Origin of the sequence: Cryobacterium sp. TMS1-20-1 (genome assembly GCF_004402355.1) — a bacterium.
GTDB lineage: Bacteria > Actinomycetota > Actinomycetes > Actinomycetales > Microbacteriaceae > Cryobacterium > Cryobacterium levicorallinum.
In genome coordinates this window covers 19,123-42,022 of sequence record NZ_SOGF01000049.1, presented here as the reverse complement: position 1 = coordinate 42,022, position 22,900 = coordinate 19,123, and the positions used below count along the sequence as shown (strand labels likewise).

The 22,900-nt window shown below is 64.9% G+C and carries 19 protein-coding genes; 11 read left to right on the top strand and 8 right to left on the bottom strand.

The features are described 5' to 3' along the window. Positions 1–124 precede the first annotated feature (124 nt). The 8 genes from E3O45_RS10260 to E3O45_RS10225 form a co-directional block, all read right to left on the bottom strand. The gene (locus E3O45_RS10260; protein ID WP_134443318.1) at positions 125–391 is read right to left on the bottom strand and encodes a DUF6112 family protein; all 267 of its coding nucleotides are present in this window, start codon (positions 389–391) and stop codon (positions 125–127) included. A gap of 1 nt (position 392) precedes the next feature. Continuing rightward, the gene (locus E3O45_RS10255) at positions 393–1,553 is read right to left on the bottom strand and encodes a M23 family metallopeptidase (protein ID WP_134443317.1); all 1,161 of its coding nucleotides are present in this window, start codon (positions 1,551–1,553) and stop codon (positions 393–395) included. A 9-nt stretch (positions 1,554–1,562) separates the two neighbouring features. Beyond that, positions 1,563–2,216 carry a hypothetical protein gene (locus tag E3O45_RS10250; protein WP_134443316.1) on the bottom strand — a complete coding sequence of 218 codons (654 nt, stop codon included), beginning with the start codon at positions 2,214–2,216 and terminating at the stop codon, positions 1,563–1,565. A 29-nt stretch (positions 2,217–2,245) separates the two neighbouring features. After that, positions 2,246–3,328 (bottom strand): ParB N-terminal domain-containing protein, encoded by a 1,083-nt coding sequence (locus tag E3O45_RS10245; RefSeq protein WP_134443315.1) that lies wholly within the window; start codon positions 3,326–3,328, stop codon positions 2,246–2,248. After that, the gene (locus E3O45_RS10240; RefSeq protein ID WP_134443314.1) at positions 3,325–4,155 is read right to left on the bottom strand and encodes a hypothetical protein; all 831 of its coding nucleotides are present in this window, start codon (positions 4,153–4,155) and stop codon (positions 3,325–3,327) included. The genes E3O45_RS10245 and E3O45_RS10240 overlap by 4 nt, the downstream gene beginning before the upstream one ends. A gap of 56 nt (positions 4,156–4,211) precedes the next feature. Continuing rightward, complete coding sequence (locus E3O45_RS10235; RefSeq protein WP_134443313.1) at positions 4,212–4,586, bottom strand: hypothetical protein; 375 nt, start codon at positions 4,584–4,586, stop codon at positions 4,212–4,214. Between the two features lie 95 nt (positions 4,587–4,681). After that, positions 4,682–5,581: a bifunctional DNA primase/polymerase gene (locus tag E3O45_RS10230; protein WP_134443312.1), complete on the bottom strand. Its 900-nt coding sequence runs from the start codon at positions 5,579–5,581 to the stop codon at positions 4,682–4,684. Continuing rightward, positions 5,581–6,636: an ArdC-like ssDNA-binding domain-containing protein gene (locus E3O45_RS10225; RefSeq protein ID WP_134443311.1), complete on the bottom strand. Its 1,056-nt coding sequence runs from the start codon at positions 6,634–6,636 to the stop codon at positions 5,581–5,583. The genes E3O45_RS10230 and E3O45_RS10225 overlap by 1 nt, the downstream gene beginning before the upstream one ends. A gap of 241 nt (positions 6,637–6,877) precedes the next feature. Here E3O45_RS10225 and E3O45_RS10220 point away from each other — a divergent pair, with 241 nt between their 5' ends. The 11 genes from E3O45_RS10220 (at position 6,878) to brxL (ending at position 22,827) form a co-directional block, all read left to right on the top strand. Continuing rightward, entirely contained in the window at positions 6,878–7,333 is a 456-nt protein-coding gene (locus E3O45_RS10220) for a hypothetical protein (protein ID WP_134443310.1), read from the top strand. A 34-nt stretch (positions 7,334–7,367) separates the two neighbouring features. Next, positions 7,368–7,829 carry an ImmA/IrrE family metallo-endopeptidase gene (locus E3O45_RS10215; RefSeq protein ID WP_241985314.1) on the top strand — a complete coding sequence of 154 codons (462 nt, stop codon included), beginning with the start codon at positions 7,368–7,370 and terminating at the stop codon, positions 7,827–7,829. Continuing rightward, positions 7,826–8,836, top strand: coding sequence for a DUF6545 domain-containing protein (locus E3O45_RS10210; protein WP_134443308.1), 1,011 nt, complete (start codon positions 7,826–7,828; stop codon positions 8,834–8,836). Before E3O45_RS10215 ends, E3O45_RS10210 begins: the two co-directional genes overlap by 4 nt. Before the next feature lie 128 nt (positions 8,837–8,964). Next, positions 8,965–9,990, top strand: coding sequence for a S9 family peptidase (locus E3O45_RS10205; protein ID WP_241985313.1), 1,026 nt, complete (start codon positions 8,965–8,967; stop codon positions 9,988–9,990). A 118-nt stretch (positions 9,991–10,108) separates the two neighbouring features. Beyond that, positions 10,109–10,300, top strand: coding sequence for a helix-turn-helix domain-containing protein (locus E3O45_RS10200; RefSeq protein WP_134443306.1), 192 nt, complete (start codon positions 10,109–10,111; stop codon positions 10,298–10,300). Positions 10,301–10,427: 127 nt separating this feature from the next. After that, positions 10,428–11,183: a hypothetical protein gene (locus E3O45_RS10195; protein WP_134443305.1), complete on the top strand. Its 756-nt coding sequence runs from the start codon at positions 10,428–10,430 to the stop codon at positions 11,181–11,183. Further along, the gene (locus tag E3O45_RS10190) at positions 11,180–11,737 is read left to right on the top strand and encodes a BREX protein BrxB domain-containing protein (protein WP_134443304.1); all 558 of its coding nucleotides are present in this window, start codon (positions 11,180–11,182) and stop codon (positions 11,735–11,737) included. The genes E3O45_RS10195 and E3O45_RS10190 overlap by 4 nt, the downstream gene beginning before the upstream one ends. Next, positions 11,734–15,189 (top strand): BREX system P-loop protein BrxC, encoded by a 3,456-nt coding sequence (gene brxC / locus E3O45_RS10185; RefSeq protein ID WP_166789459.1) that lies wholly within the window; start codon positions 11,734–11,736, stop codon positions 15,187–15,189. Before E3O45_RS10190 ends, brxC begins: the two co-directional genes overlap by 4 nt. A gap of 2 nt (positions 15,190–15,191) precedes the next feature. Further along, a complete protein-coding gene (locus E3O45_RS10180; protein WP_134443302.1) occupies positions 15,192–18,443 on the top strand; it encodes a hypothetical protein in 3,252 nt (1,083 codons plus the stop codon). Beyond that, on the top strand, positions 18,440–20,773 hold the full coding sequence (gene pglZ, locus E3O45_RS10175) for a BREX-1 system phosphatase PglZ type B (protein WP_134443301.1): 2,334 nt from the start codon (positions 18,440–18,442) through the stop codon (positions 20,771–20,773). Before E3O45_RS10180 ends, pglZ begins: the two co-directional genes overlap by 4 nt. Beyond that, positions 20,770–22,827, top strand: coding sequence for a protease Lon-related BREX system protein BrxL (gene brxL, locus E3O45_RS10170; RefSeq protein ID WP_166789458.1), 2,058 nt, complete (start codon positions 20,770–20,772; stop codon positions 22,825–22,827). The genes pglZ and brxL overlap by 4 nt, the downstream gene beginning before the upstream one ends. The last annotated feature ends 73 nt before the right edge of the window (positions 22,828–22,900 follow it).

The following is a 22,900-nucleotide window of genomic DNA, read 5'->3' as shown; positions in this document are numbered from 1 at the left end:
CCCGCAACTTTCAGATCGCTGACCTCTGGTGGAATGACCGTATTCCTCGTTTTAGTAGTGAGTCGCCCAATGCGACGAAAACACAAGGGTCCGGGTCGCTCTCGCTTTGGAATGGACTTGCTTGTCAGAGCGTGGCGCCGACTCCGAGCAGGAAGTTGACCCAGGCGACGCCCGCGCCCGCGAGGGCCGCTGCGCCGCAGGCGACCCAGAGTCCGACCCGGGCTCGCGAGGCGGTCTGGAAATTGCCATGCGCCGATGCGAGCGCCCAGGTGACCCCGCTTGTGAGCATCATGAGCACCGACATGATCAGCACGAAGGTCAGCATCGCGCCGACGATACTTTTCAATTCCGAAGCGCCGCCGACGGCTCCGAAGTCGGGGAATACGTCCATCTCAGTTCACCTTTCCGCATCTGGCCGCGGCGACCCCGGCACCGGCCAGGCCGGTGGCACCGTGCTGGGTGAGCCAGTCCACGGCGTTGACTGCGGGTTGGCTCGCGCCGCCGGGGTGGATCTCGAGGTGGAGGTGCGGGCCGGTTGACTTGCCCGCGGAGCCGACGTCGCCGATGTGCTGGCCGGCGGCCACAGTGTCGCCGTCCGCGACGTGGATGCCGTAGTCGTAGAGGTGGGCGTAGTACGAGGTGACGCGCTGGCCGCCGACCGTGTGTTCGATGGTGATCAGCCCGCCGTAGGTGCCACGTCGCCCGGCGAAGCTGACGACGCCGTCGGCGACAGCGAAGATCGGAGTGCCCAGGGGTGCCGCGAGGTCGCTGCCCGCGTGGAACCTCCGGGCGCCGCTGTAGGGGTCGGTGCGCCACCCGAAGCTATCGGTGTTTGTGTACGTGCCGGCGGGAAGCGGGAACACCACCCGCGAGGTCTCGGCAATGGTCAACCCAGAGCCAACTGCGCTCGCCAACGGCGCCCGCGTCAGCGCGGAGAGGACCGACTCGGCGACGGGCTGGAAGTTCTGGTACCGATCGGGATAGGCACTGACCTCGACTGCCTGCGCAACGGCACCCGGGTCGAAGGCCTGCCAGCCTGCGATGTCGAGCAGCCCGCGTGGCGAGCCGGCGTTGGGGCCCGAGGGTCCGCCGAAGAAAGCCTGTGCCTGGTACTCCGGGCGCATGAGCTCGGCGACTGTTCCCCAGCCCGAGACCGGCCGCATTTGGAAGAGGCCCAGGGAATCATGATCGGCGCTGACCCCGTCGTTCGGGTACGTCGCGGACTCCGGAAATGCGCTGGGGTTGGCGAGCATGCGCAGCGTCGATTCGGTGAGCGCGGCCATCAATGCGATGACCACTCCCGGTTGTCCCACGTCGGCATACCGCGCGCCGACGGTCGTGATCGTGGCGGCATGGGTCAGCTGGGCTCTATTCAGGGTGATCGATCGGCCGTCTCGCGTTCGAGCGGATAGCGATTCGGGGATGCTGCTGACGACGAGCGACCCCGATCCGCAGGAGGTCGCGGCCGGATTGGTGAGAGCGGCCACGCCCACCAGGCCGATGAGTGGGCCGACGAGCGTAAGCACCGCGACGAGGCCGATGAGCTTCTTCATCACTCGGCCTTACTCCAAAGGGTGGTCGAGCTGGGACAGCCGGAGCAGTGTGCACGTCTCGTGGGCCGGGCAGACTACGAAGACCGTGAACGTCACTGGTCGCTCCGTTTGCTGGGCCTGCGTGTTGTACGTGCCTTCCCGATGACGGGTTCCCGTGACGGTGCGTGCCGTGGCGCCCTGCGGTATCTGCCCCGGCGCTGCTTGCTGGAGCGCGGTTGACCACGCCTCGGGCACGGTGACGGATTCGATTTCGAGCCATTGCCGTGTGCCGTACGTGGTGAGTTGCTGCCAGATCTGAGCGGCGGGGAGATAGTCCCGAACATCGGAGGCCACGGCGGGTGCTTCCTCCGTATTGGCGACGTCGACCACCACCTGCGCCCAGTCGGAGAGGCCGACTCGGTCACGCGTGTCCCAGTTGAAGAGCGCACCCGCGACGCTGCGTGTGAACTTCTCGGGGTCTGTCGTCGCAAGAATCGGCGGCGGCTGATCGGGGCGGGCCGTGGGCACCGGTGAAGCGGATGCTGCGGGCGCCGGCCGCGCGGCCTCGCTCGGCTTGTCGGGCCCACGGAGTAGCCCGAACAAGCCGACGACGATGAGAACAATCAGGGCGATGCCGCTGCTGACGATCGCGATAACCAGGCGACGCCGGTGGGTGAAATGCATTGTGATCTCCTCAGAGTTAGGGCGGGGCCTCAGCGGGAAAGTAATCGTGTGGCTACCTGAGCCGCTCCGCGTGAGCTGTCACGAAGGGAGCGCATCCGCTCGGCGAACGCGACGGTCCCGGCAAGTGTCGCTTCGAACTGCTCCCATTGCTCCTCGGTGAGCTCGGAAACGATCTCGGCGTAGTCGTAGTGGAGCCACCATTCGTGGAGGTCCTTCCAGAGAAAGACGAACGACCGCACGGGCAGATTGGAGTCGTTGGAGGTGGCCGGCCGGCTGTTCTTGGCCTTCGAGGCCGTCTTGGCGCGGGCGAGCGCTTCTCGGGCCAGCTGTTCGAGCTCGATGTCGGTTTGGGTGGTCTTGGCGGCGTGCACTTGTGAAGCTCCTGCCGACGCGGCGTTGCGGATGATCGCCGGCTGCGCGGCATCCGCTGCCAGCTGCTCGAGTTCGGCGAAAGCCAGCTGAGTCTTCATGCGGCGGTGCGCAGCGGTGACCGAGCCGCCGTTGCTAATCAAGTCGAGCTCAGTGGTCGCGAGGCGGCGGAGTGCCTCGTCGAGACTCTCATCGTCGACGATGCGCTGCAGGTAGCCGATGCGTTCGAGCGTCGTGTACGAGCGTGTCCCGGTCACGAGTAGCGCGGCCCGTGCCCGGGCGTAGCCATCGAGGGAGGTCACCGGTGCTGCCACGGTGGCAGCACCGTCTGAAAGGGGGTTCCCCTGCTTCGCGCCGAATCGTGACGCTATTTGACGCCGCCGTGCGTCCTCCGCGAGGAGCAGCTTCACCTCGCGATACAGGGTGGCCGCTTCAGTCGGGCTGAGGGTCTTGTGGAGGGCGTTGTCGTCTTGTTCTGCGAGCAGTTGGGCCAGCCCATCCGAAATGCCGGAGCGAACCCACACGTTGAGCTTGCGTACCCCGAGCTGCCGGAGAGCGGCCAGGCGGCGGGCGCCGCAGACGAGGGTGCCGTCGGGCGTGACGGTGATCGGCTGTAGGAGCCCCTGCTTCTCGATCGAGGCGGCGAGGGCGTCGATGTCGCCGAGGTCGGTGCGATGCCGCGATCCGATCCGGATGGAGTCGATCGACCGCTCGAGTTCGATGTGGCCGGGCGTGCTGGTCATACCCGCGCCCCGGGAACGTTGTTGACGATGTCGGCGACCAGGTCGTCGTCGTGGAACAAGGCGCGAAGTGGCTCGCCGAGGAGTAGACGAAGCAGGATGCCGTGGCTGGCTTTGGTGTGCGCCTGCAGGGGGTTGCCGCTGCCCAGAAGTGCTCGGAGCATTGCCATCCACGCTCGCTGCGGAACGTCGAGGAGCGCACGGGCGGGGTAGTCGCGGCGCAGGGACTCGTACGCGGAGGCACGTGATGGTGCGTCCGCGAGTCGGCCGCATACATACTCGACGCCATTGCGCGCACGGTCGGCCGGCCAATCGAGCAGGGTGAACATCATGATCGCGTCTTCGACCGCCGCGGCGACCTCGACCCGTGGTGGATCGTCAGCATGCGCGTCGGCCGGACTGGTTCTGAACGCGGGGTGATAGTCCGTGAGGGCGTGCGCGCGATCGCTGAAGCGTTCGGCATCGTGGAAGGCAGAGACCTTGGGCCGGCGCGCCTGGTGCACGGAGCACAGGAGACCCTGGGCGCGTTCCTCCGCGATGCAGGTCACCTGCACTGCTCGGGTGACCATTGCCCACGGGTCGTCGGCACGGAGTGTCGACGATGCCCGCATTGCATCGTATGCAGCCGCGGCGGCCTCCCAAGGATCGAGACCGTGCTTTCGTGCCAACCCCGCGTAGCGCCGGGCGGCGAACCGCATGAGTTCGGATGCCTCGGGGTCCGTTCGCCACCTGACGCCGCCGTTGGCTTGAAGTCGGGCGAGCAAGATTCGAAGGCCTTCCGACTCGCGGAATGACTTCGATTCCTTGTCCCGCTGAGTTTGCCAGTCCATCGCGCTACCTCCTGTCAAATTGGTGTGTGCTGCCGTCCTCAACAGGATGCTCATGGTCAGCGCCGCCCAAGCCCGTGCCGGGACATTGGTGGACGCTCGCCCGACTGTCCGAACTCGGAGAGGGGAGGGAGCCGGTCGGCTCGTTCGCGCATCGACCGACGGATGGTGGAGGGCGCTCGCCGCAGCCGCCGAGCGAGCTCGGCCTCGAAATCCATGCCGCGACCGGCAACACGGGCACCGCCGATGCTGAGCAAATCCGAGGCTCGAACCCATTCGAGGCCGAGGCGGGCAGCACGCCTCTCGGGCATCGTTGCGCGGGTGCGCCGGGGATCGGCGATGCCGCCGTGAGTCAACGCGACGTGAGGCGAGGCCTCACCGTCGATGGCGAGGCTCGGTGCGCGGTGTGACGCCTCGAAGTCGTCTTCGTCCATGGCTTGTGCTCTCCCTCACATCGTTGTTCTGTACATCAGGAGTGACGACGCTTCCCTGCATGGGTGCGCGTTGCATCGACTCGACGGATGCTTCGTTACGCCAGCCATGGTCCGTCGCCTCGTCCGCTCCCCGGGTATGGTCGGTCCCGCCTTTGGCTTTCTGGCCGATCGCGCGGGCCTTCGCCAGACCGTCGGTTCGCGGACCTGATCGTGGCGGTGATCTCCGTCTCCGGGAGGCCGGCGCTCTGCGCCGCCGGGGCGAGCGCCGCTTGGACAGCTGCGGGTGTGAAGCCGGCCTCGGCGAGGCGGCAGGCGGCCCAGAACAATCCGCTGTTCCGCTCGCCTTCCTGCAGCCTGCCCACCCACTGCGCCAGCCGGGTCGACTCGGGCACGCCCGCTGTCTCCGGCCGTGATGCCGTTCGAAGCGCGTGCGGGTCGACGAGACTGCGCAGGGCCGCGGCATCCACTGGCTTGGAGCCGGCAGCGGACAATGTGACGAGGCGGTAGCCGACTCGGCCGTTCTGCCGCATTAAGGTCGAGGGCGGCACGACCACATACCCGCCGTTGCCACGAAAATCGATGTGCGCGGCCGCAGACTGCCAGCAGCGCTGCGGATGGGCAGCGGATGCGGGGAAATAGACGTGCATGCCTCCGGATGGCGTGCGCACCCGGGCTAGATCTCCGTCCACGAGCCCGGCGGCGCTGGCACGCTCGAAAGCGTCGAAGCCCGAAATGGTCTGTGCCACGTCAACATCGACGACGTCGACACCCGACACGCTGCCGGTGAGCATCCCGATGTTCGCGCCGGGCCAGCGAGCCCACCACGCGCCTACCTGGTCGATGTCGCAGCTCGCGTCGATGAATCCCGCAGCGGTCAGCGGGCGCTTGCCGTCGCGCACGCAGGGGAAGATCGGGAAGCCCGCCCGGGCGAACACGAGCGCGGCGTCCCGTGTGGTGAGTCGGTTCGAGTTCATGAGCACTTCGGCGATATCCATCAGAGACTCCTGGCTCCGAGCCGCACACCCGACAGCTCGCTGGAGTCCCTCGCGACCGCGAGATTCTGCGTGGGCTTCTCACGATCAAACACCAGGGGATCGACGGCACCCATCTGATCGGTCTGGAGCTGGTCGAGGATCGCCACGGCCACGCGACGCACGCGCTCGCCCGTCTCCTGGGCGACCTCGGTAGCGGTCTTGCCCGGCACCAAACTCGCCCAGGCGGACACGTACGGGATTGTGTAGTCGCTCGTATCCATGCCATGGACCGCGCCGATCATCAGGGCGACCGACTCGGCTTCGACCTCGCCGATTCCGCGGTGAGCGTGCGCATCGGCGTCGGGCCGGTGCATCCGAATGTGAGCCAGCTCATGGGCGAGTGTCTTCACCTGAGCGGCGGGATCCATGTCGGCGCGCACCGAGACCGTTCGGTCGTGGAACTCGGTGCGCCCGTTTGCTCCGCCGAGCGACGCGGCATTCGCTGTCGGCAGCAGGGTGAACCCGGCGTCCCGGACCAACGCGGAGAGGCCATCCCAGAGACCGTTGGGCGCCTCGCCGCTGAGGAGTCTCGGCGCGGGACGTTCATGGATCGGCGCACCCGCGGTCTGCGAGACGTCCCAGACGTATGCCGGTCGGGTGCCGACCATCTGCTGGCGCACGAGCTCACCGGCGCGAGGTCGCTCGTTTTGCTTGAGCCTCCGCCATGAACGCACGTCGGCGGGGGAGGAAGATGCAAAGCGCGCGGTGACGGGCGCGAGGATCATGTAGCCCTTCTGGCCGGCGACCACGTGACGCCCGAGCGCATTCCACTGTCGGAAGCCGGCGACGTAGCTGGGGAGCTCCGCCGACACGAGTCCGCGTTCGTGCGCTGCGGAATGCTGCGCCCAGATCAGGAGAGTGTTGTTGAACGAGCGTGTGCGGAAGCGGGCGGCGAACACGAGCGCCTGTTTCCACTCGTTGCCAGTGACAAGGGCATCGACCGAGGTGACCAGACGTTCGTGAAGTTCGGTGAGCTTCTGCTCTCGCTCCTCTCGCGAGTGCGATTCCAAAGACACAATGACCACCTTCCCGAGTGGATGCCACGCCCACGTGGATGACAGAGAGGTGCACCTCGCCGTGCCAGCGCGTTCAGCGAGGGGCCTCGTGTTTGAGCATGCTCAATTTACGATTCAGGGATTGGTTTACCACCAGATTTGAGCATGCGCAACCCTTGCGTTGATCATGCTCAACGGGTATATTGAGCACTCTCAACGACCCGAGCATCCGTTCATCGCCAGAGGAGCCATGGTTCCGCACATGATCGAAGACGACAGCACGACAGCCGCAGAGGATCTCGCAAAGCGCCTCCGGCTGCTGCTCGACGTCGCCGAAGCCGAGACGGGCAGCGAGCCCACGTTTACGCAGATTGCCGCGTTCCTCCAAGAGCGCGGAACGAACCTCTCGCGGTCGAGATGGACCTACGTGGTGAACGGTCACCGGTACGTGCAAGACCGCCCACTCTTCGAAGGGCTGGCCGCGTTCTTCGACGTTGACCCTGCGTTCCTCGTCGGCTCGGACGGCGCCGAGATCCCTGCCAAGGTGAGCGCTCAACTCGATCTAGTGCGGGCAATGCGCTCCGCGCGCGTCAAAACGTATGCGGCCCGGACCCTCGGCGACATTTCCCCGAACGCGCTTCAGGCGATCAGCAAATTCTTAGATGCGGAGATCTCGCAAGACTTGGCAGAAGCAGGCGAGCGCTCCAAGGCAGATTGAGCCATACACAGGTCCGGAGGGAAGTGACAAGGCAGTGAACAACGAAGTGAGCGTGCCCGCGCTGGCCGAACTCGCCCTGGGCGAGACATTCACGTTCGATGAGTTGGTCGGTGCGGTGCAGCGCAGTCGGCAGCGTGGCCTGCGCATCGTCGAACTCGCGGGACTCGGCGTTCACGACGGCTTATGCGCCGTTTCGCTCATGAGGGATGGCGAAGACGTGATTCTTCATGCGCACAGTGATTCGGCGCTGCATCGGCAGCAGTTCGTGCTGCACGAATTGGCGCACTTGATCCTGGGTCACGATGTCGACGACGATCTTGACACGCGCGACTATCTGCTGCCGGACATCCCGCCGCAGACTCGGCGTCGACTGCTCAAGCGCCAAGATCTCGACACCGACAAAGAAGTCCAAGCTGAGACCCTCGCTGACCACCTCGCCGCGGCAATTAGGGGATCGACACTGCATTCCTCCCGATACTTGGAGATCTTCGGATGATCGCCGTCCTGGTCTCCGCCCTCATGTGGCTGCTCGTCGCGAGTTTGCTTATCCTTCGGCGGGGTCGTGCAGAGCGCAACATCAGCTACGCCGCGCTGACGATCGCGATCGCGATGACGCTGAATACCGATCAGGTCTACTGGGTGCTCGACCCGCTCGCCGGCGGCGCCAACCTGGTATCCCTCGTGGCGGACGCGACGTTGATGGTTGGCGTCTTCTTCCTGGGTCGCGGAGTGATGAGAGCATCCGAGCATCAAACGTGGGCTGTCCGGCTCGCGCTCGGCCGGTTCACGCTCGTGGCCGCGCTCATCGGCGCGGTCACCACGTTCCTGCTTATTAATCGTGGCGGTACCACGACCAGCTTCATGCTTGAGCTTGGCGAGCAACCTGCTGCCGCCGCCTACTCGATGATCCAATTCATCTACTACGGGATCGTCCTCGCCGCGATGGCCGCGCTCGCTTCACGGCAGCTCCGAAGCAGCGAGGGTGCCCAGCGGTTACCGCCGGTATCTCTGATCCTGGGAAGCGCTTTCGGGGTCGCGCTGAGCGTCGTCGTCATCATCATGGATCTCGCCCACGTGGTCGGCGATCTCCTCCTGATGGCAGCAGTCTCCGTCGCGTATGAACCGCTACACATCCTGACCTTCCTCCTCCTCTGCCTCGGGTTCGCCAGTCAGCCCGCAGCCCGGTCCTTGCAGGCCAGATCTCGCGAACGGACGACCCGGAGGCTCCTCGGCGAACTCGAACCGATCTGGGCCAAAGCGACAACCGTACGGCCGGGAATCAGCCAGAACCAGCATGTTGCGTTCGATATCGGCGGGCACGAGACTCTGCTCCATCGCCAGGTCGTTGAGATTCGCGATGCGATGATCGATACGCGGGTGTCATTCGACGTGAGCGATCATGACAAGGAGCTCGTCGAGCGCGCCGAATGCCACCTGCTCGGAGCCGGGCCGACCGGCTCGGTGCCGATCGTTTCCCCTGGAGAAGGGCTGCGCCAACGATGAAGGCTGCCTGGGCCCTGGCTAGCACGCTGGTCGGCGCAAGCGTGGCGCTCGGAGGGCTCGGTTTCGTGATCGCGAGGCGACTGACCGCCCCGGCAGGTGGGCGAAGATACGACCTGACAATTAGAGGCGTGGATCACACGGGGGAGCACCCCATCGTCGTCCTTGATCGTTCGCCGCGCACCGCCGCGCCCGGCGACTACTGCCTCATCGTCGAGAACGGCGGCTGGGTTCGGCTGTCCCCGAAAGTCGAAGATCGCGGGCCGCATCTCGTCGGTCGCGAGGTCGTGGGGGAGTTGTTGCCCGGCGTGGCCGCCGGCCAACGAGCATCCTGGAGTGGCATCTACTTTCAGACTCCAGCAGATGCCGGCCTCCATGCAACGGATGTCGAAATACAAACGGATGTCGGCCCCGCGCCCGCCTGGCTCATCACGCCCCCAGGCTCCCCATCGACCACATGGGCCATCCACATCCACGGACTCGGAAGCACGCGCGCCGGAACCCTGCGCGGCGTGCAAGTCGCCTCGGAGGCCGGGTTGACGTCGCTCGTGGTGACGTATCGGAACGACGGTGACGGTCCCAGCGTGGGGACCGGTAGGTCCGAGCTCGGTGCCGCAGAGGTCGATGACGTGCGCGCGGCCGTGGACTACGCCCGCGAGAACGGTGCCCAGAGCATCATCCTGTTCGGGTGGTCGATGGGCGGGGCCATTGCACTTCAACTTGCGGCCGCCCCAAAACTTCGCGGCGTCGTCGTCGGGCTGGTGCTCGAGTCGCCCGTGCTCGACTGGGTCGCAGTGATCAACGCCAATTGCGTTCGTAGCGGGCTGCCCGCGGCAACAGGCATCCTTGCTATCCCGTGGCTCGCGCTCCGCCCGCTGTCTAACCTGGTGGGTTTGCCAACGACCCTACCTCTTCAAAGTCTTGATTGGGTCGCACGCGCAGCAGAACTCGCTGTGCCCACACTGATCATCCACGGGACCGGAGACGACTCCTCTCCGATTCGGGTATCGCAAGAACTTCGCGACCTGCGCCCCGACCTCGTTGACCTCGAAGCCTTCACAGCTGGCCACACCCTGTCGTGGAACTCCGACCCCAAACGCTGGCGATCCACGGTCACCGCGTGGCTTTCAGCGCACGTCAACTCTGACGGCGGCTGAGGTCTGCGTCTAGTCGCGCGGCGGGTCCTCGATCACACCCGCATAAACCAGGCTCAAAAGGTACAACTCCGCTATCATCGGGAATGTCGGCCCGCACGGGCCGAGATGGAGGACTGATGTGACCGAGCCGTGGCTTTCAGCCGACGACATTGCCGTTCATCTTGGCGTCACCAAAGACACCGTCTACACCTGGATCGCCGAGAAAGACATGCCCGCTCACAAGATCGGACGACTCTGGAAGTTCCAGTCGAGCGAGATCGACGACTGGGTTCGCCGCGGCGGTGCAATAACGGGAGAGAGCGACTCGTGATTGCTCGATTGTCGGAGGCTCCTGATGCAATGGGATCTGTGAAGAAGGGTGCCACGTTGCAAGGTGGAGTCCCAAATCTGTTGAAGATTGATCCACTATCTGTGTGCGATGGGGTGAATGCCGAGAGATGACGAGTTCCGAAACTGCTGGGAACAGCTTTGCCCTCGGTACGCTCCGGACGACCGCCAGCCACACAATCGGCGTTTCCCATCTCGTGGAGCTTCTGCAGGAAGTGCCGTTGGACGCTCCCGCGGAGCGGTACCGTGAGGCCGTGGTCGATGGCAACGTCCTCGGGCGCCCAACACAAGCGGGGAGGCTTCGATCGTTCCGCCACCTGCGCGAGCTGTACTTCCTCGACCCGGGTTGCACGGAGTTCACTGCACTGCGGCACTTCTGGGATCTCGATCGCTCGTCTCGCCCGCTCCTGGCCGGGCTCTTGGCTTTCACCCGAGATGAGGTGTTCCGCGCTTCCTTTGGTGCGATCGCTGACCTGCCCGCGGGGGCGAGTGTTTCCTCGGCTGATCTCACCGAAGCCATAACAGCACAGTTCGGCAGCGAGTTGTCGGAGTCAACACTCGGAAAGACCGGTCGCAACACCGGTGCCTGTTGGACCCAAACCGGCCATCTTGCCGGGCGCGCCAAGAAGATTCGCACTGCCTTGAACGCCCAACCGGCAGCCATCGCCTACGCCGCTTACCTGGGGCACCTGGCGGGCGGACGCGGGCTTGGCGTCCTCGATAACCCGTGGTCACAGATCCTCGAGATTGCTCCGGGGCGTTCCTTGGATGCGCTGCGCTACGCGCACACCCAGGGGCTCCTCGACCTGCTCGTAGCGGGCAACGTGGTTGATGTGTCGTTCCCTGCCTTGGGCGGTGTGGCATGAGCCGTGTCTCCGATCTCGTTGATGCCTACAGAGCCGAGTTGTCCTTGACGTGGAAGGACAACGTTTCGGGCGGTGAGCGCGTCTGGATGCTCGTCTACCCGCCGGACCTGGAGCGGCAAATGCGGCACTCGCTGCCGAACCTGGGGCTGGCGACGACCCAGGCAGGCCGCGACTGGATCGTCCTCGATGTCACCGACGACTTCGGGCACTGGCTGTCTACACACCGGCACGCGGAGGCGTTCTACGAGGAGCCGAGCGACCTCATGCAGTCGATCCTCGATCAGTTCGAGACGACACTGGTCGCGCGCATCCGCAAGGCACTCGAAGCGGCTCCCGCAGACGCCGTCGTGTCGCTCGTCGGTATCGGCTCGATCTTCCCGTTCTTGCGTGCGTCGAGCGTGATCAAGTCGGTCGATTCTGCTGTCACCGGCCGCCTCCTTGTACTCTTTCCGGGGCTTCACGACCCGGAAACTCACTCATTCCGCTTGCTCGACGCGCGCGACGGGTTCAACTACCGCGCCCGCGTCATCGATCCTCAGAAGGACCTCACGTGACGATCAACAACGACCTGTTTATTCGGCACCCGCTGAGCTTCGAGATTCCGAACGACGGTGTCACCAACGTCGACCGTCCCGAGGACGCCAACCAGTGGGATGTCCTCAAGTACGAGCTCGAGAGCTTCGTCTGCGAGGGCGAGTACGAGCACGGCCTTCAGCGCATCCTTGACTCGTACGCCGGCCACCGGAACAGGACGACGCAGCCTGCCGTGTGGGTCTCGGGCTTCTATGGCAGCGGTAAGTCCCACCTCGTCCGTGTGCTTCAGCACCTGTGGGCCGACACGAACTTCCCGAACGGTGCGACCGCGCGGGGCCTGACCAACATCCCGCAAGGCATCCAGGACCAGCTGACGGAGCTGACCATGCTCGGCCGCCGGGATGGCGCCGTACCGTGGGCAGCCGCAGGTGCGCTCGACCGGAGCGGCGACACCCTCAATTCGGTGTTCCTCTCCATCGTCCTCGGGGCGGCCGGGCTGCCTACGCGAGTCGCGCCCGCCCAGGTGGCTCTCTGGCTTGCAGGCAACGGGCACTTCGCCGCCGTCCGCGACCACATCACGGCCAACGGTGGCGACTTCATCGAGGAACTTGGCGAGTACAACCTCAGCACGCGGCTCGCGAAGGCTATCCTCGCCTCCGATGCGGAGTTCGCCACATCAGCGAAGGATGTGCGTGCCGCGCTTCGCAGCCAGTTCCCGCCGGACATAAGGTCGTTCTCCACTGACGAGACCGTCGCGCTGCTCAAGAAGATCCTTGAATACGCCGGCGGTGGTCAGATCCCGCCGTCGTTGATCGTTCTAGACGAGGTTCAGCAGTACATCAGTGGCGACGGCGGCCGCGCCATGGAGGTGCAGAACCTCGTCGAGTCGGTATCCCGCGAACTCAATGGTCGCGTGCTGCTCGTCGCCACGGGCCAGCAGGAGTTGACGGCGGACTCGACACTCCAGAAGATCCAGGACCGCTTCACCGTCAAGGTCGTGCTCAAGAATCAGGATGTCGATGCCGTCGTCCGTCGTGTGCTGCTGAGCAAAGAGCCCGCGAAGAAGCCGGGTCTCGACAGCACGCTCGCGTCGGTCGCTGGGCAGATTTCCCGGCAGCTCATCGGAAGCAAGATTCAGCACACCGCGGAGGACGACAAGGATCTCGCCGAGGACTACCCGCTGCTTCCTGTGCGGCGTCGATTCTGGGAGAGCGTGCTCCGCCAGGCCGACGCCGGCCGCGCCGGACAGCTGCGCTCCCAGCTCCGGATCGTGCACGAGGCGAACCGCAAGGTAGCGCCCGAGCCACTGGGCACCGTGGTTGGTGCGGACTTCCTCTACTCCCAGAAGAATGAAGACTTGAACGGCGCGGGGCTGCTCCTCAAGGAGACGCAGACGCTGATCCACGAGCAGTGGCAGAAGAATGCCCTGCGTGGGCGCGTCCTCGGCCTGATCCATCTCATCGGTCTGCTCCCGACCTCGGGGCATGGGGATATTGGCGTGCGCGCCTCGGCGGACCATCTCGTCGACCTGCTCGTCGAAGACCTTGCCCACGATGGCGACAGGCTTCGGCAAGAAGTGCCTGCCGTGCTCGAAGCACTCGCCGAGGAGGGTATCATCCAGCAGGACGGCGAGGAGTTCCGTCTTCAGACGAAGGCGGGCCGCGATTGGGACGAGGCGTTCCGCAGGCACCACGCCCAGGTCACCGACAGCGAGGTGAGCACTGAGCGTGATTCGCTGTTGCTCTCGGAAGTCGGTCGGTCGCTGCCCGCTTCGATCCAGCAGGGGCGTGCCAAGGAATCGCGCAAGCTTGCCCTGCATGCCGATGCGTCGCTCCCGCCCGACTCCGAGGCGATCCCGGTATGGCTCCGCTCAGAGTGGGACGAAGGAATCACGACGAAGCAGTTCGATGAGGCCGCCCGCAGCCTTGGCGTCGACTCGCCGATCATCCTCGTCCACGTTCCCCGACTCCAGGCCCCCGCGTTCGCAGCGGCGGTACGCAACAAGCTCGCTGCACAGCGAGTGATCGACCAGCAGGGCATTCCGCAGGACGATGAGGGCAAGCAAGCCAGGAGTGCGATGCAGACCCGCCTCAACCGCGCGACGGACCAGGTGAATGCTCATGTCCGCGACGTCACCTCCAAAGCGAACGTTCTCCTCGGCGGCGGGACGGCGCCCAGCGGAGTCAGCCTGCGCGAACGGATCGAAGCTGGCGCACAGGACGCCGCGACGCGGCTGTTCCCGAGGTTCGCCGAGGCAGACGACAACCGCTGGCCGCAGGTGATCGCCAGGATCAAGAGCGGGTCGGCGGCTGATGCCCTCAAGGCCGTCCACCACGACGCCGACCCTGAGCAGCATCGCGTCATCAAAGAGGTGCTCAGCCACATCGGCTCGACTGGAACCTCCGCGAACGACGTCGAGAAGGCCGTCACCTCGAAACCGCTCGGCTGGCCGAGGGACGCGCTCATGGCTGCCCTCGGTGTACTCCTCGACACCGGGCTGATCCGAGCGACGCTCAACGGCAGCGAAGCAACGACTACCGACGTGCTCAAGCAGACCCGCCTCGGCAATGTGCAGCTCCGCCGTGAAGTGACAGTTCTCAAACCTGCCGAGAAGATTCAGGGGCGCCAGGTGCTGAACACCCTCGGGTTCCCGACCGATAACGATGGACTCGTCTCGGCGGTCGAGCGGGCCGTGACGTCGCTCGTTCAACGCGCGAAAAACGTTAGCGGACCGGCGCCGCTCCCGGACATCAGCGTCCCGAGCAACATCCAGATCATCATCAGCAGTTCCGGCAACGACCGAGTGCACGCCTTGCTGCGCGCGAGAGACGAACTCACGAGCTTCAGCGACAGGCTCGGGGAGCTTGAGCGCCGCACCAGGAGCCGAACCACAGCCTTGGCGCTCGCGCGGTCGCTCGCCACCTCCTCTGCCGGATTAGAGACCGCGTCGGCCGTACGTAACCGCCTCGACGCACTGCTCGCAAGCCGCGATCTGCTCGCTGACGCCGACCCTGTCGCCCCGATCGTCAAGGACCTGGCCGACGCGCTTCGCGACGCGATCCACTCAGCTGCGGGCGCTTTGAGGGACGCCCGCAAGCAGGCCGTCGAAAGCCTCGAAGCACAGTCCGCATGGAAGCCGCTTGAACAGGCGCAACGCGCGTCGCTCCTCGCGGATCACCACCTCACTGCGGAGCCGGAGCCCAACCTGGCCGATCCATCGGCTGTACTGGCGACGGCGCAGGGGCGCCCTCTCCAAGGGTGGACCGCCGAACTGGACGCGATCCCGCAGCGTGCCTCGCGCGCTCTGGAAGCGGCCCTGCGGCTAACGACCCCTGCGGCGACGACCGTCACGGTCACCGTCTCGACGGCGAGCCTGAGCAGCTCGGACGAGGTCGAGCGGTACATCGACGAACTGCGGACGCAGCTTCTCGAAGCCCTGAGCAGCAATGACACCGTCGTGGTGAAGGGCTGATCATGACCGAAGCCACAATTACCGTCCTGAACTCCGACCAACGGCGCTTCCTCGATGCCCAAACGCAACGCGCCCGCGAGGCGGCACAGCGCGCAGCCGAGGACGCCCTCCGCGCACTCGCGGTCGGTGAGCCGAGCAGGCCTGCCTACCTGAGCGAGGAGCAGAACGGGCTTCGCCTGGCGCTCCGGGACAAAGGCCGGCAACTCGGCGACGACACGTCGCGAGCAGGCGCGCCCCTCACAAACCTCATTCATGATGTCGCCTATGAGCAATGGCACCGCTTGCTGTTCGCGCGCTTCCTGGAGGTCAACGAACTCCTGCGGCACCCCGAGTACCGCGACATCCCGTTGTCGTTTGAGGACTGCGGCGATTTTGCGCCCGACCTCGGCGAACCCGACGCGTGGGCGGTCGCTGCTCGATTCGCGTCGGAGATCCTGCCCGGTGTGTTCCGCCTGACGGATCCTGCGGTGCAGGTGCGGTTCGCGGCCGAACATCGGAACGCGCTGGAGCGCCTCCTGTTGGAAATCCCGGCCGAGGTGTTCACGACCGAAGATGCGCTGGGCTGGGTCTATCAGTTCTGGCAGACGGCCGAGAAGAAGCGGGTGAACGACTCCGGCGTCAAAATCGGCGGTTCCGATCTGTCTCCCGTCACGCAGCTGTTTACCGAGAACTACATGGTCCGCTTCCTGCTGGAGAACTCGCTCGGCGCATGGTGGGCAGCGCGGCACCCCGAGTCGCCGCTCGTCGCCACGTGGGAGTACCTCCGTTGCAATGAGGATGGCACTCCGGCCGCGGGGTCATTCAGCGACTGGCCTAAGCGCGCCGCCGATGTGACGGTAATGGACCCTTGCTGCGGATCCGGTCATTTCCTCGTCGCCATGTTCGGGATGCTCTGGCGTATGCGCGCCGAGGAGGAGGGCATGACGCCGGCCGAGGCACAGGACGCGGTCCTCCGCGACAACCTCCACGGCCTCGAACTCGACCCTCGCTGCACCCAGATTGCCACCTTCAACGTCGCACTGGAGGCCTGGAAGCAAGGGGGGTTCCGTGCACTCCCCGCACCGCAGATTGCGTGCGCTGGCGTACCAGTTCGTGACAAGCGCTCAGATTGGGAGGCACTTGCCGGTGACGACGAAGCGCTCCGTGGACACCTCGGTCAGTTGCACAGTAGCTTCCGGGAAGCTGACACGCTCGGTTCGTTGATTGACCCTCGACCGGTTGCCTACGAAGGCGCGCTCTTCGGCAGAGACTTGGCTATAGGTATTGAGTGGTCTCGGATTCACGACGCGCTTCTCAAGGCACTTGCGGTCCGCCCGGAGGCGGAAACCGTGCTCGGGCACACCGCAAAGGATGTTGTCAACGCTGCGACGCTCCTAGGTGGGGTGTACACGCTGGTTGCGACAAACCCGCCGTTCCTCGGGTTAGAGAAGCAGTCCGTGCTCTTAGAGTCCTTCGTAAAGGCCAACTTTGACGAGGCGAAGCGGGAACTGGCGCTCGTGATGCTCCGGCGTTCTGAGGCGTTATTGGCGCCGGGAGGCAGCTATGCGATGGTGCTGCCGAGCGAGTGGATGCACATTCGAGCCGGCCGTCGGTTCCGTCAGCATCTCCTACTGAATCACACCATTAGTTTTCTGGCGCTGCTGGGGGTGAACAGCTTTTCGACCCCATTGCGTGTGAATCCGGTACTCTTGATTGGCTCTCTTGGGGGGGCGGGTGGCACTGCTGCCGCGATCTTGAATACGTCCGGATCCACGTTCACGGATAAGCCTGCGCAATTGAGAACATCCGCTCTCGCTTACCAGTCGCAAGCAGCGTGGTTGGCATCGGTGGACGGTCGGATCGCCGCGGTGGCCTCGAACCAAGATTTCGGAGAGAAGGGGACTAGTTCCACCATCGGTGACTTTGCCGACGCAAGGAACGGGATGTCAGTGGGCGACGGGACTCGATTCGAGAAGTACTTCTGGGAGGTGGCTGAAGTCGGCGAAAGGTGGGAATTTCTGCTCAGTTCACCGAATGGAGATAGATCCTTCACCGGTCGACAGAAGATTGTTCTCTGGGAGAACGAGACTGGCGATATGGCTATACTTGCCGATTCGGTGAAGCACCTCAACCACGCGGCTCAGAACTGGCGACGGGGTAAGCCGCTATGGGGAAGAAGTGGTGTTGTCGTAAGTCAGATCGGAGCGCGAACAGGCATTTACCAAGGCGAGATGTATGACTCAAGTTGCTTCGCGATCGTTCCCAATAACCAGCGAGACCTCTTGCCGCTGGCTGCATTCGCGGTGTCGGGTGGGCTGAAATCAGAACTCGCGAAAATCAGCCCGACCTGGAAGTTGACCTCGCCGCAGACTCTGCTACAACTCCCGTTTGACCCGATGGAGTGGCAAGCAGAGGCAGTTGAGTTGTTCCCTGATGGCGTCTCAAGTAGTTCATGGGAAAACCCAGCGCAATGGTTGTTCGATGGACATGTCCCGACCGCATCACATCCGCTTCAGGTCGCGGTGGCCCGGCTTCTCGGGTACAGGTGGCCCGAGTCCGGTGACGATGCACTAGACCGCCTGGCTGACTCAGATGGCATCGCCGCGCTGGTAGCTCTGCCCAGTGAACCGGATCTCGCTACTCGTCTGCGCGAGTTGCTTGCGGTTGCGTATGGCAGTCACTGGTCGAGTGCACTCGAGCGAAAGCTCACGACCGACGCGGGCGGCAAGAACGGGCGGCTCGAAGACTGGCTTCGAGACTCGTTCTTCGCCCAGCACGTCAAGGTTTTCGACAACCGTCCGTTCCTTTGGCATATCTGGGATGGTCGGAAGGACGGATTCTCGGCGATCGTCAACTATCACAAGCTCGACCGACGGATGCTGGAGAAGTTGACCTTCACATCTCTCGGCGCGTGGATCGACCGACAGAAGCATGAGGCCCTTGCAGAAAGGGCGGGTGCCGATGCACGCCTGGCCTCCGCTGAGGACCTCCAGCGCAGGCTCAAACTCATCCTCGAAGGAGCGCCGCCTTACGACGTGTACGTCCGATGGAAAGCGATGGCCGAGCAGACTCTTGGGTGGGAGCCCGACGTCGACGACGGAGTCCGCCTGAACATCCGTCCGTTTGTGACCGCTGATGTGCTTCGCACGAAGGTCAACGTTCACTGGCGGAAGGACCGAGGAACAAACCCGGATGGTTCAGAGCGTGACAACGACTTGCACCCGACGCTCGATGAGCGTCGCGCAGCTCGGCGACAGACGGAGGTTGCCGAATGACGCTCGTTCGTGCCGTGGTCGCCAAAGCCCTGCGTGATGCCGCAGCCTTCAACGCGGGGGCGAACTCCGCTCCTGCAGCCGTTCTGTGGGCCGACCCCGAGCGCACATGGGAACCGGTGATCCGCAGCCTTCAGGAGGCGGTGCCCATCCTCGTGCTCGGCGAGTATGACCCCGACTCTGCGCAGGGCCCGGCGCTCTGGCTTCGAGCCGTTCTTGCCTCGCCCGAGTTAGCGGAACTACCGGCTCATCTCGCCGAACGGGACGAACGTAACCCGTGGGTGATCTACCTGCCTGGTGTCAGCCGAAGTTCCGTGGCCGAGGCATCGGCTCTCAATGACTCACTGGCGCCGCTCGCCGAGGTCGCGATCCGCTCCAACTGGTGGCCCTCCGCCCACGGCCAGACGCCGTGGACGCCGCACTCGTTCCTCACGTCAAAGCAGGGTGCAGGGCTCGACCTCGCTGGCGACGCCGCGACGAGATCCGCCCTCACGCAGGTACTGGACAAGTTCCTCTTCGAGGACATCGACGACCTCAAGCGCATGGGCCGACTCGACTCGTCGCGCCTGCACCACTTCGTTCTCGATGACTCGGTGCGTACCCTCCTCGAATGGATGAATGAGCCTTACGCGGTGCAGGCCTCGCTCGAAGGCGCGCGATGGCAGGCTCTGATTGCTTCCTGCAAGTCCGTCTACGGGTTCAGCCCTGAGAAGGACGGCGCGCTCACCGCGGCCAGCCAGCTCGGAGGCCGGGCGGGCGAATGGAATGCTGTCTGGCAGCGGTTCGCGGAGAACCCAGCGCGCTATCCGAACATCCCCGGCCTGCTCGACCAGACACGCCCCTCTGTCGTGCCGCTATTCGGAGACACCGACCCGCATCCTGACTCGTGGCCCTCATGGAATCGCGACCAGGAAGAGGCATTGCGTAATGCGCTCGGAGTGCTCGCGATTCATCAAGACCCGCATGGCCGGATCGTCGAACTCACTGCCGCACACTCGGCGCGTGAAGACAACGTCTGGGCGGCCCTCGGGCAGGCATCGCTCGCGCTGGCTGTTGGACACCTCGCCGAACTGGCTGATCGTGTAGCGACCGCCGCGTCGTCGTCAGACCTCAAGGCTCAGGTTGCATGGTATTGCGATGAAGGGCACGTTATCGACGACCTCGCTCTGCGAGCGATCGCGGCGGCCAAGACCGCGCAAGACCGGGCCGCAGTGGCCACTGCGCTTGGCGCGCTCTACGACCCCTGGGTCGACGAGTCCGCGCGGGTCTTCCAGAAGGCGGCTGTGACCAATTATCACGGGCGAACCGGCCTCGACATCGGAGCGGGAACTGCCGTCGTCTACGTCGACGCGCTTCGCTTCGACCTGGCTACACGCCTCGCTCGGCGGCTGTCACCGCTCGACGCCGCCGTAGAGACTCGGTTGGCCGCATTCCCCAGCGTGACGCCGACCGGGCAGCCGGCGGTCGCCCCCATCGCAATCACCGTGAGCGGCGGAACCGCTTTCGACGCGGCCGACGACCAGGGCCGATCCCTCAAGGGCGCGGTCCTGCGCTCGGCACTCGCGAGTGCGGGTGTTCAGTTCCTCGAATGGGACGCCGCCGAGGTCGGAGATCCGACCAGAAAGGCATGGACACAGACAAACTCGATCGACTCGCTTGGCCATTCCCACGGACATGCACTCGCGGACCTCGTCGATCGGCAGCTCGACCTCGTTGCGGAGCGTGTTCGCGGGCTGCTCGACGCGGGGTGGCGGAAGGTCGTCATAGTCACCGATCACGGGTTCCTCTTGTCAGGCCAGGCTGCGCAGAAAGTCACTCTGCCGTTGCAGGTCACGGAAGGGGACGCGGCGCGCAAGCCGCGTGTGGCTCGGTTGAAGGCCACAGCGGCGCGCCCGGACTTCCCGACCCTGCCATGGACCTGGGACTCGTCCGTTGACATGGCGAGCGCGCCAGGAGCCGCTGCGTTCGAGGCGGGCCGCCTCTACGAGCACGGTGGTTTGAGCCTCCAAGAGTGTGTGATTCCGGTCGTCACGGTGACGCGCGGCGATACGGCCGTTACGCCCGTCAAGGTTGAGGCCGTCCGGTGGACCGGACAGCGATGCCGCCTCGACTACAGCCCTGCGGAGGCCGACATCGTCGCCGAGATCCGGCTCCGCCCCGCCGACGCTTCAAGCGTCGTGGGCGGTCCGAAATCGCCCGCCGAGCCGGGCGAGGTCAAAGTGCTCGTCGATGAAGAACAGGCCCCCGGAGGGACAGCCGCGTGGGTCGTGCTTCTCGACTCAGACGGTGGGGTTCTAGCCCAAGGACAAACCACGGTGGGAGGCACCGAATGACCGAGGCGATCACGCTAGACGAGATCGATGAGATCGCAGGTTCGGCGTTCGAGGGGTACGTCGTCCGCAAGGATCTTGCGCAACAGTTCAAGGGGGCGTATCCCGTCCCAACCTACGTGGGCGAGTTCCTCATCGGGCGCTACTGCGCCACGACTGATCCGGAGGAGATCGAAGAGGGACTCCAGGTCGTGCGACGGCTCCTCGCTGACCGCACAGTGAGGGCGGGCGAGGAGGAACTGTTCAAGTCACGCGCTCGCGAGCGCATGACCGTCAAGCTCATCGATCTCGTCAAGGCCCGGCTCGACGCAAAGTCGAACGCCTACGTCGCCGAATTGCCGAGCCTCGGACTCCGCGACGTGCGCATCGACGACGCCGTCGTCCGCGACAACGAGCGCATGCTTACTGGTGGCTTTTACGCCGAGGTCGACCTGTTCTACGACGCTGCGATCGCGGAGGAGAATAACGGCAAACCCTTCGCCATCGGCTCGCTGCGCCCCATCCAGCTCTCGACTCGTGACACGCTCTCGCGCATGGCCGAAGGCCGCTCACGGTTCACGACCCAGCAGTGGAAGCACCTGCTGCTTCGATCGGTGGGATTCGAGCCCGCGCAGCTCAGCGACCGTGAGCAGGACGTGCTCCTGCTTCGGATGGTTCCGTTTGTGCAGCGAAACTTCAACATGGTGGAACTGGGACCGCGCGGCACGGGCAAGTCGCACCTGTTCCAGCAGGTATCGCCTTACGCGCATCTGATCTCAGGCGGCAAGGCGACTGTCGCCCGCATGTTCGTAAATAACGCGACGGGCCAGCGCGGCCTCGTCGCGCAGTACGACGTGGTCTGCTTCGACGAGGTCTCCGGCGTCTCCTTCGATCAGAAGGACGGCGTCAACATCATGAAGGGCTACATGGAGTCGGGCGAGTTCTCCCGCGGCCGTGAGTCTATCCGTGCTGACGGCTCGATCGTGTTGGTTGGCAACTTCGACGTTGATGTCGCTCATCAGCAGCGCATCGGCCATTTGCTCTCGCCCCTGCCGCCGGAGATGCGAGACGACACAGCGTTCATGGACCGCATCCACGCCTACCTACCGGGCTGGGACGTGCCGCAGCTCAATCCCACGTACTTCACCCACCATTTCGGACTCGTGAGCGACTTTCTCTCCGAGTGCTGGTCGCGACTCCGGGAGCAGTCGCGGCTTACGTCGATCCAAGGTCGCGTGAACTACTCCGACGCGTTGTCTGGCCGTGACCTCTCGGCGGTGAACAAGACCGTCGACGGGCTGCTCAAGCTACTGTATCCCGACGCGGAGTCCGCTATCTCCGACGAAGACCTCGAATGGGCGGTGCGCATCGCGCTAGAGTCCCGTCGTCGCGTCAAGGAGCAGCAGCGGCGTATCGGTGCCGCCGAATTCCGGAACACGCAGTTCGGCTACCGCCTCGGTGAGGGCGTCGAGCAGTTCGTCTCGACCCCCGAGCTGGCGAGTCCCGACTCGATCGGCATCGACCCGCTGCCGCCAGGTCAAGTCTGGGCCATTTCCGAAGGCAGCGGCGATGCCGGCCCCGGGCTCTACAGGATCGAGGCGGCTGACACGCCCGGCTCGGGCGCACGCGGGCTGCTCAACCAGGCCGCGCCTGCCACGCTCCGCGAGAGCTTTAAGGTCGCCGAGCAGAACCTCGTCGCCCAAGCGAGACAACTCGTGGGCGATCGCGACCCCCGAGAGCACAACCTCACTGCTCAGGTCCGAGCCCTCGATGCTGCCAAGACCGGAGCCGGCCTCGGCCTCCCGATCCTCCTCGCGCTTGCCTCCGCGATGCTTCAGCGGTCGGTGCGTGGCGGGCTGATTACAGTCGGCAACCTGACCCTCGGCGGTGGGGTCGAGACGGTACTAAACGCCGCGGCGCTCGCCGAGCACGCGATGGAGAAGGGCGCCTCAGCTCTTCTGCTACCGGTGTCCGCACGCCGTCAACTCCTGGACGTCAGCGACGAAGTCGCGACGAAGGTCTCATTCATCTTCTACAGCGACGCCCAGGACGCGCTTCTCAAGGCGCTAGACGAGTGATCTGCCAATCCTGAATCACCACGCCTCTTGCAGATCGAGGCGGCGCACCTCCGTGACGAAAGCGGAGGTGCGC

Coding starts and splice junctions, on each gene's coding strand:
- pglZ (WP_134443301.1), top strand. CDS start 18,440: ATGACGCTCGTTCGTGCCGTGGTCGCCAAAGCCCTGCGTGATGCCGCA.
- E3O45_RS10255 (WP_134443317.1), bottom strand. CDS start 1,553: ATGAAGAAGCTCATCGGCCTCGTCGCGGTGCTTACGCTCGTCGGCCCA.
- E3O45_RS10250 (WP_134443316.1), bottom strand. CDS start 2,216: ATGCATTTCACCCACCGGCGTCGCCTGGTTATCGCGATCGTCAGCAGC.
- E3O45_RS10240 (WP_134443314.1), bottom strand. CDS start 4,155: ATGGACTGGCAAACTCAGCGGGACAAGGAATCGAAGTCATTCCGCGAG.
- E3O45_RS10220 (WP_134443310.1), top strand. CDS start 6,878: ATGATCGAAGACGACAGCACGACAGCCGCAGAGGATCTCGCAAAGCGC.
- E3O45_RS10195 (WP_134443305.1), top strand. CDS start 10,428: ATGACGAGTTCCGAAACTGCTGGGAACAGCTTTGCCCTCGGTACGCTC.
- E3O45_RS10235 (WP_134443313.1), bottom strand. CDS start 4,586: ATGGACGAAGACGACTTCGAGGCGTCACACCGCGCACCGAGCCTCGCC.
- E3O45_RS10230 (WP_134443312.1), bottom strand. CDS start 5,581: ATGGATATCGCCGAAGTGCTCATGAACTCGAACCGACTCACCACACGG.
- E3O45_RS10190 (WP_134443304.1), top strand. CDS start 11,180: ATGAGCCGTGTCTCCGATCTCGTTGATGCCTACAGAGCCGAGTTGTCC.
- E3O45_RS10210 (WP_134443308.1), top strand. CDS start 7,826: ATGATCGCCGTCCTGGTCTCCGCCCTCATGTGGCTGCTCGTCGCGAGT.
- brxL (WP_166789458.1), top strand. CDS start 20,770: ATGACCGAGGCGATCACGCTAGACGAGATCGATGAGATCGCAGGTTCG.
- E3O45_RS10245 (WP_134443315.1), bottom strand. CDS start 3,328: ATGACCAGCACGCCCGGCCACATCGAACTCGAGCGGTCGATCGACTCC.
- E3O45_RS10180 (WP_134443302.1), top strand. CDS start 15,192: ATGACCGAAGCCACAATTACCGTCCTGAACTCCGACCAACGGCGCTTC.
- E3O45_RS10260 (WP_134443318.1), bottom strand. CDS start 391: ATGGACGTATTCCCCGACTTCGGAGCCGTCGGCGGCGCTTCGGAATTG.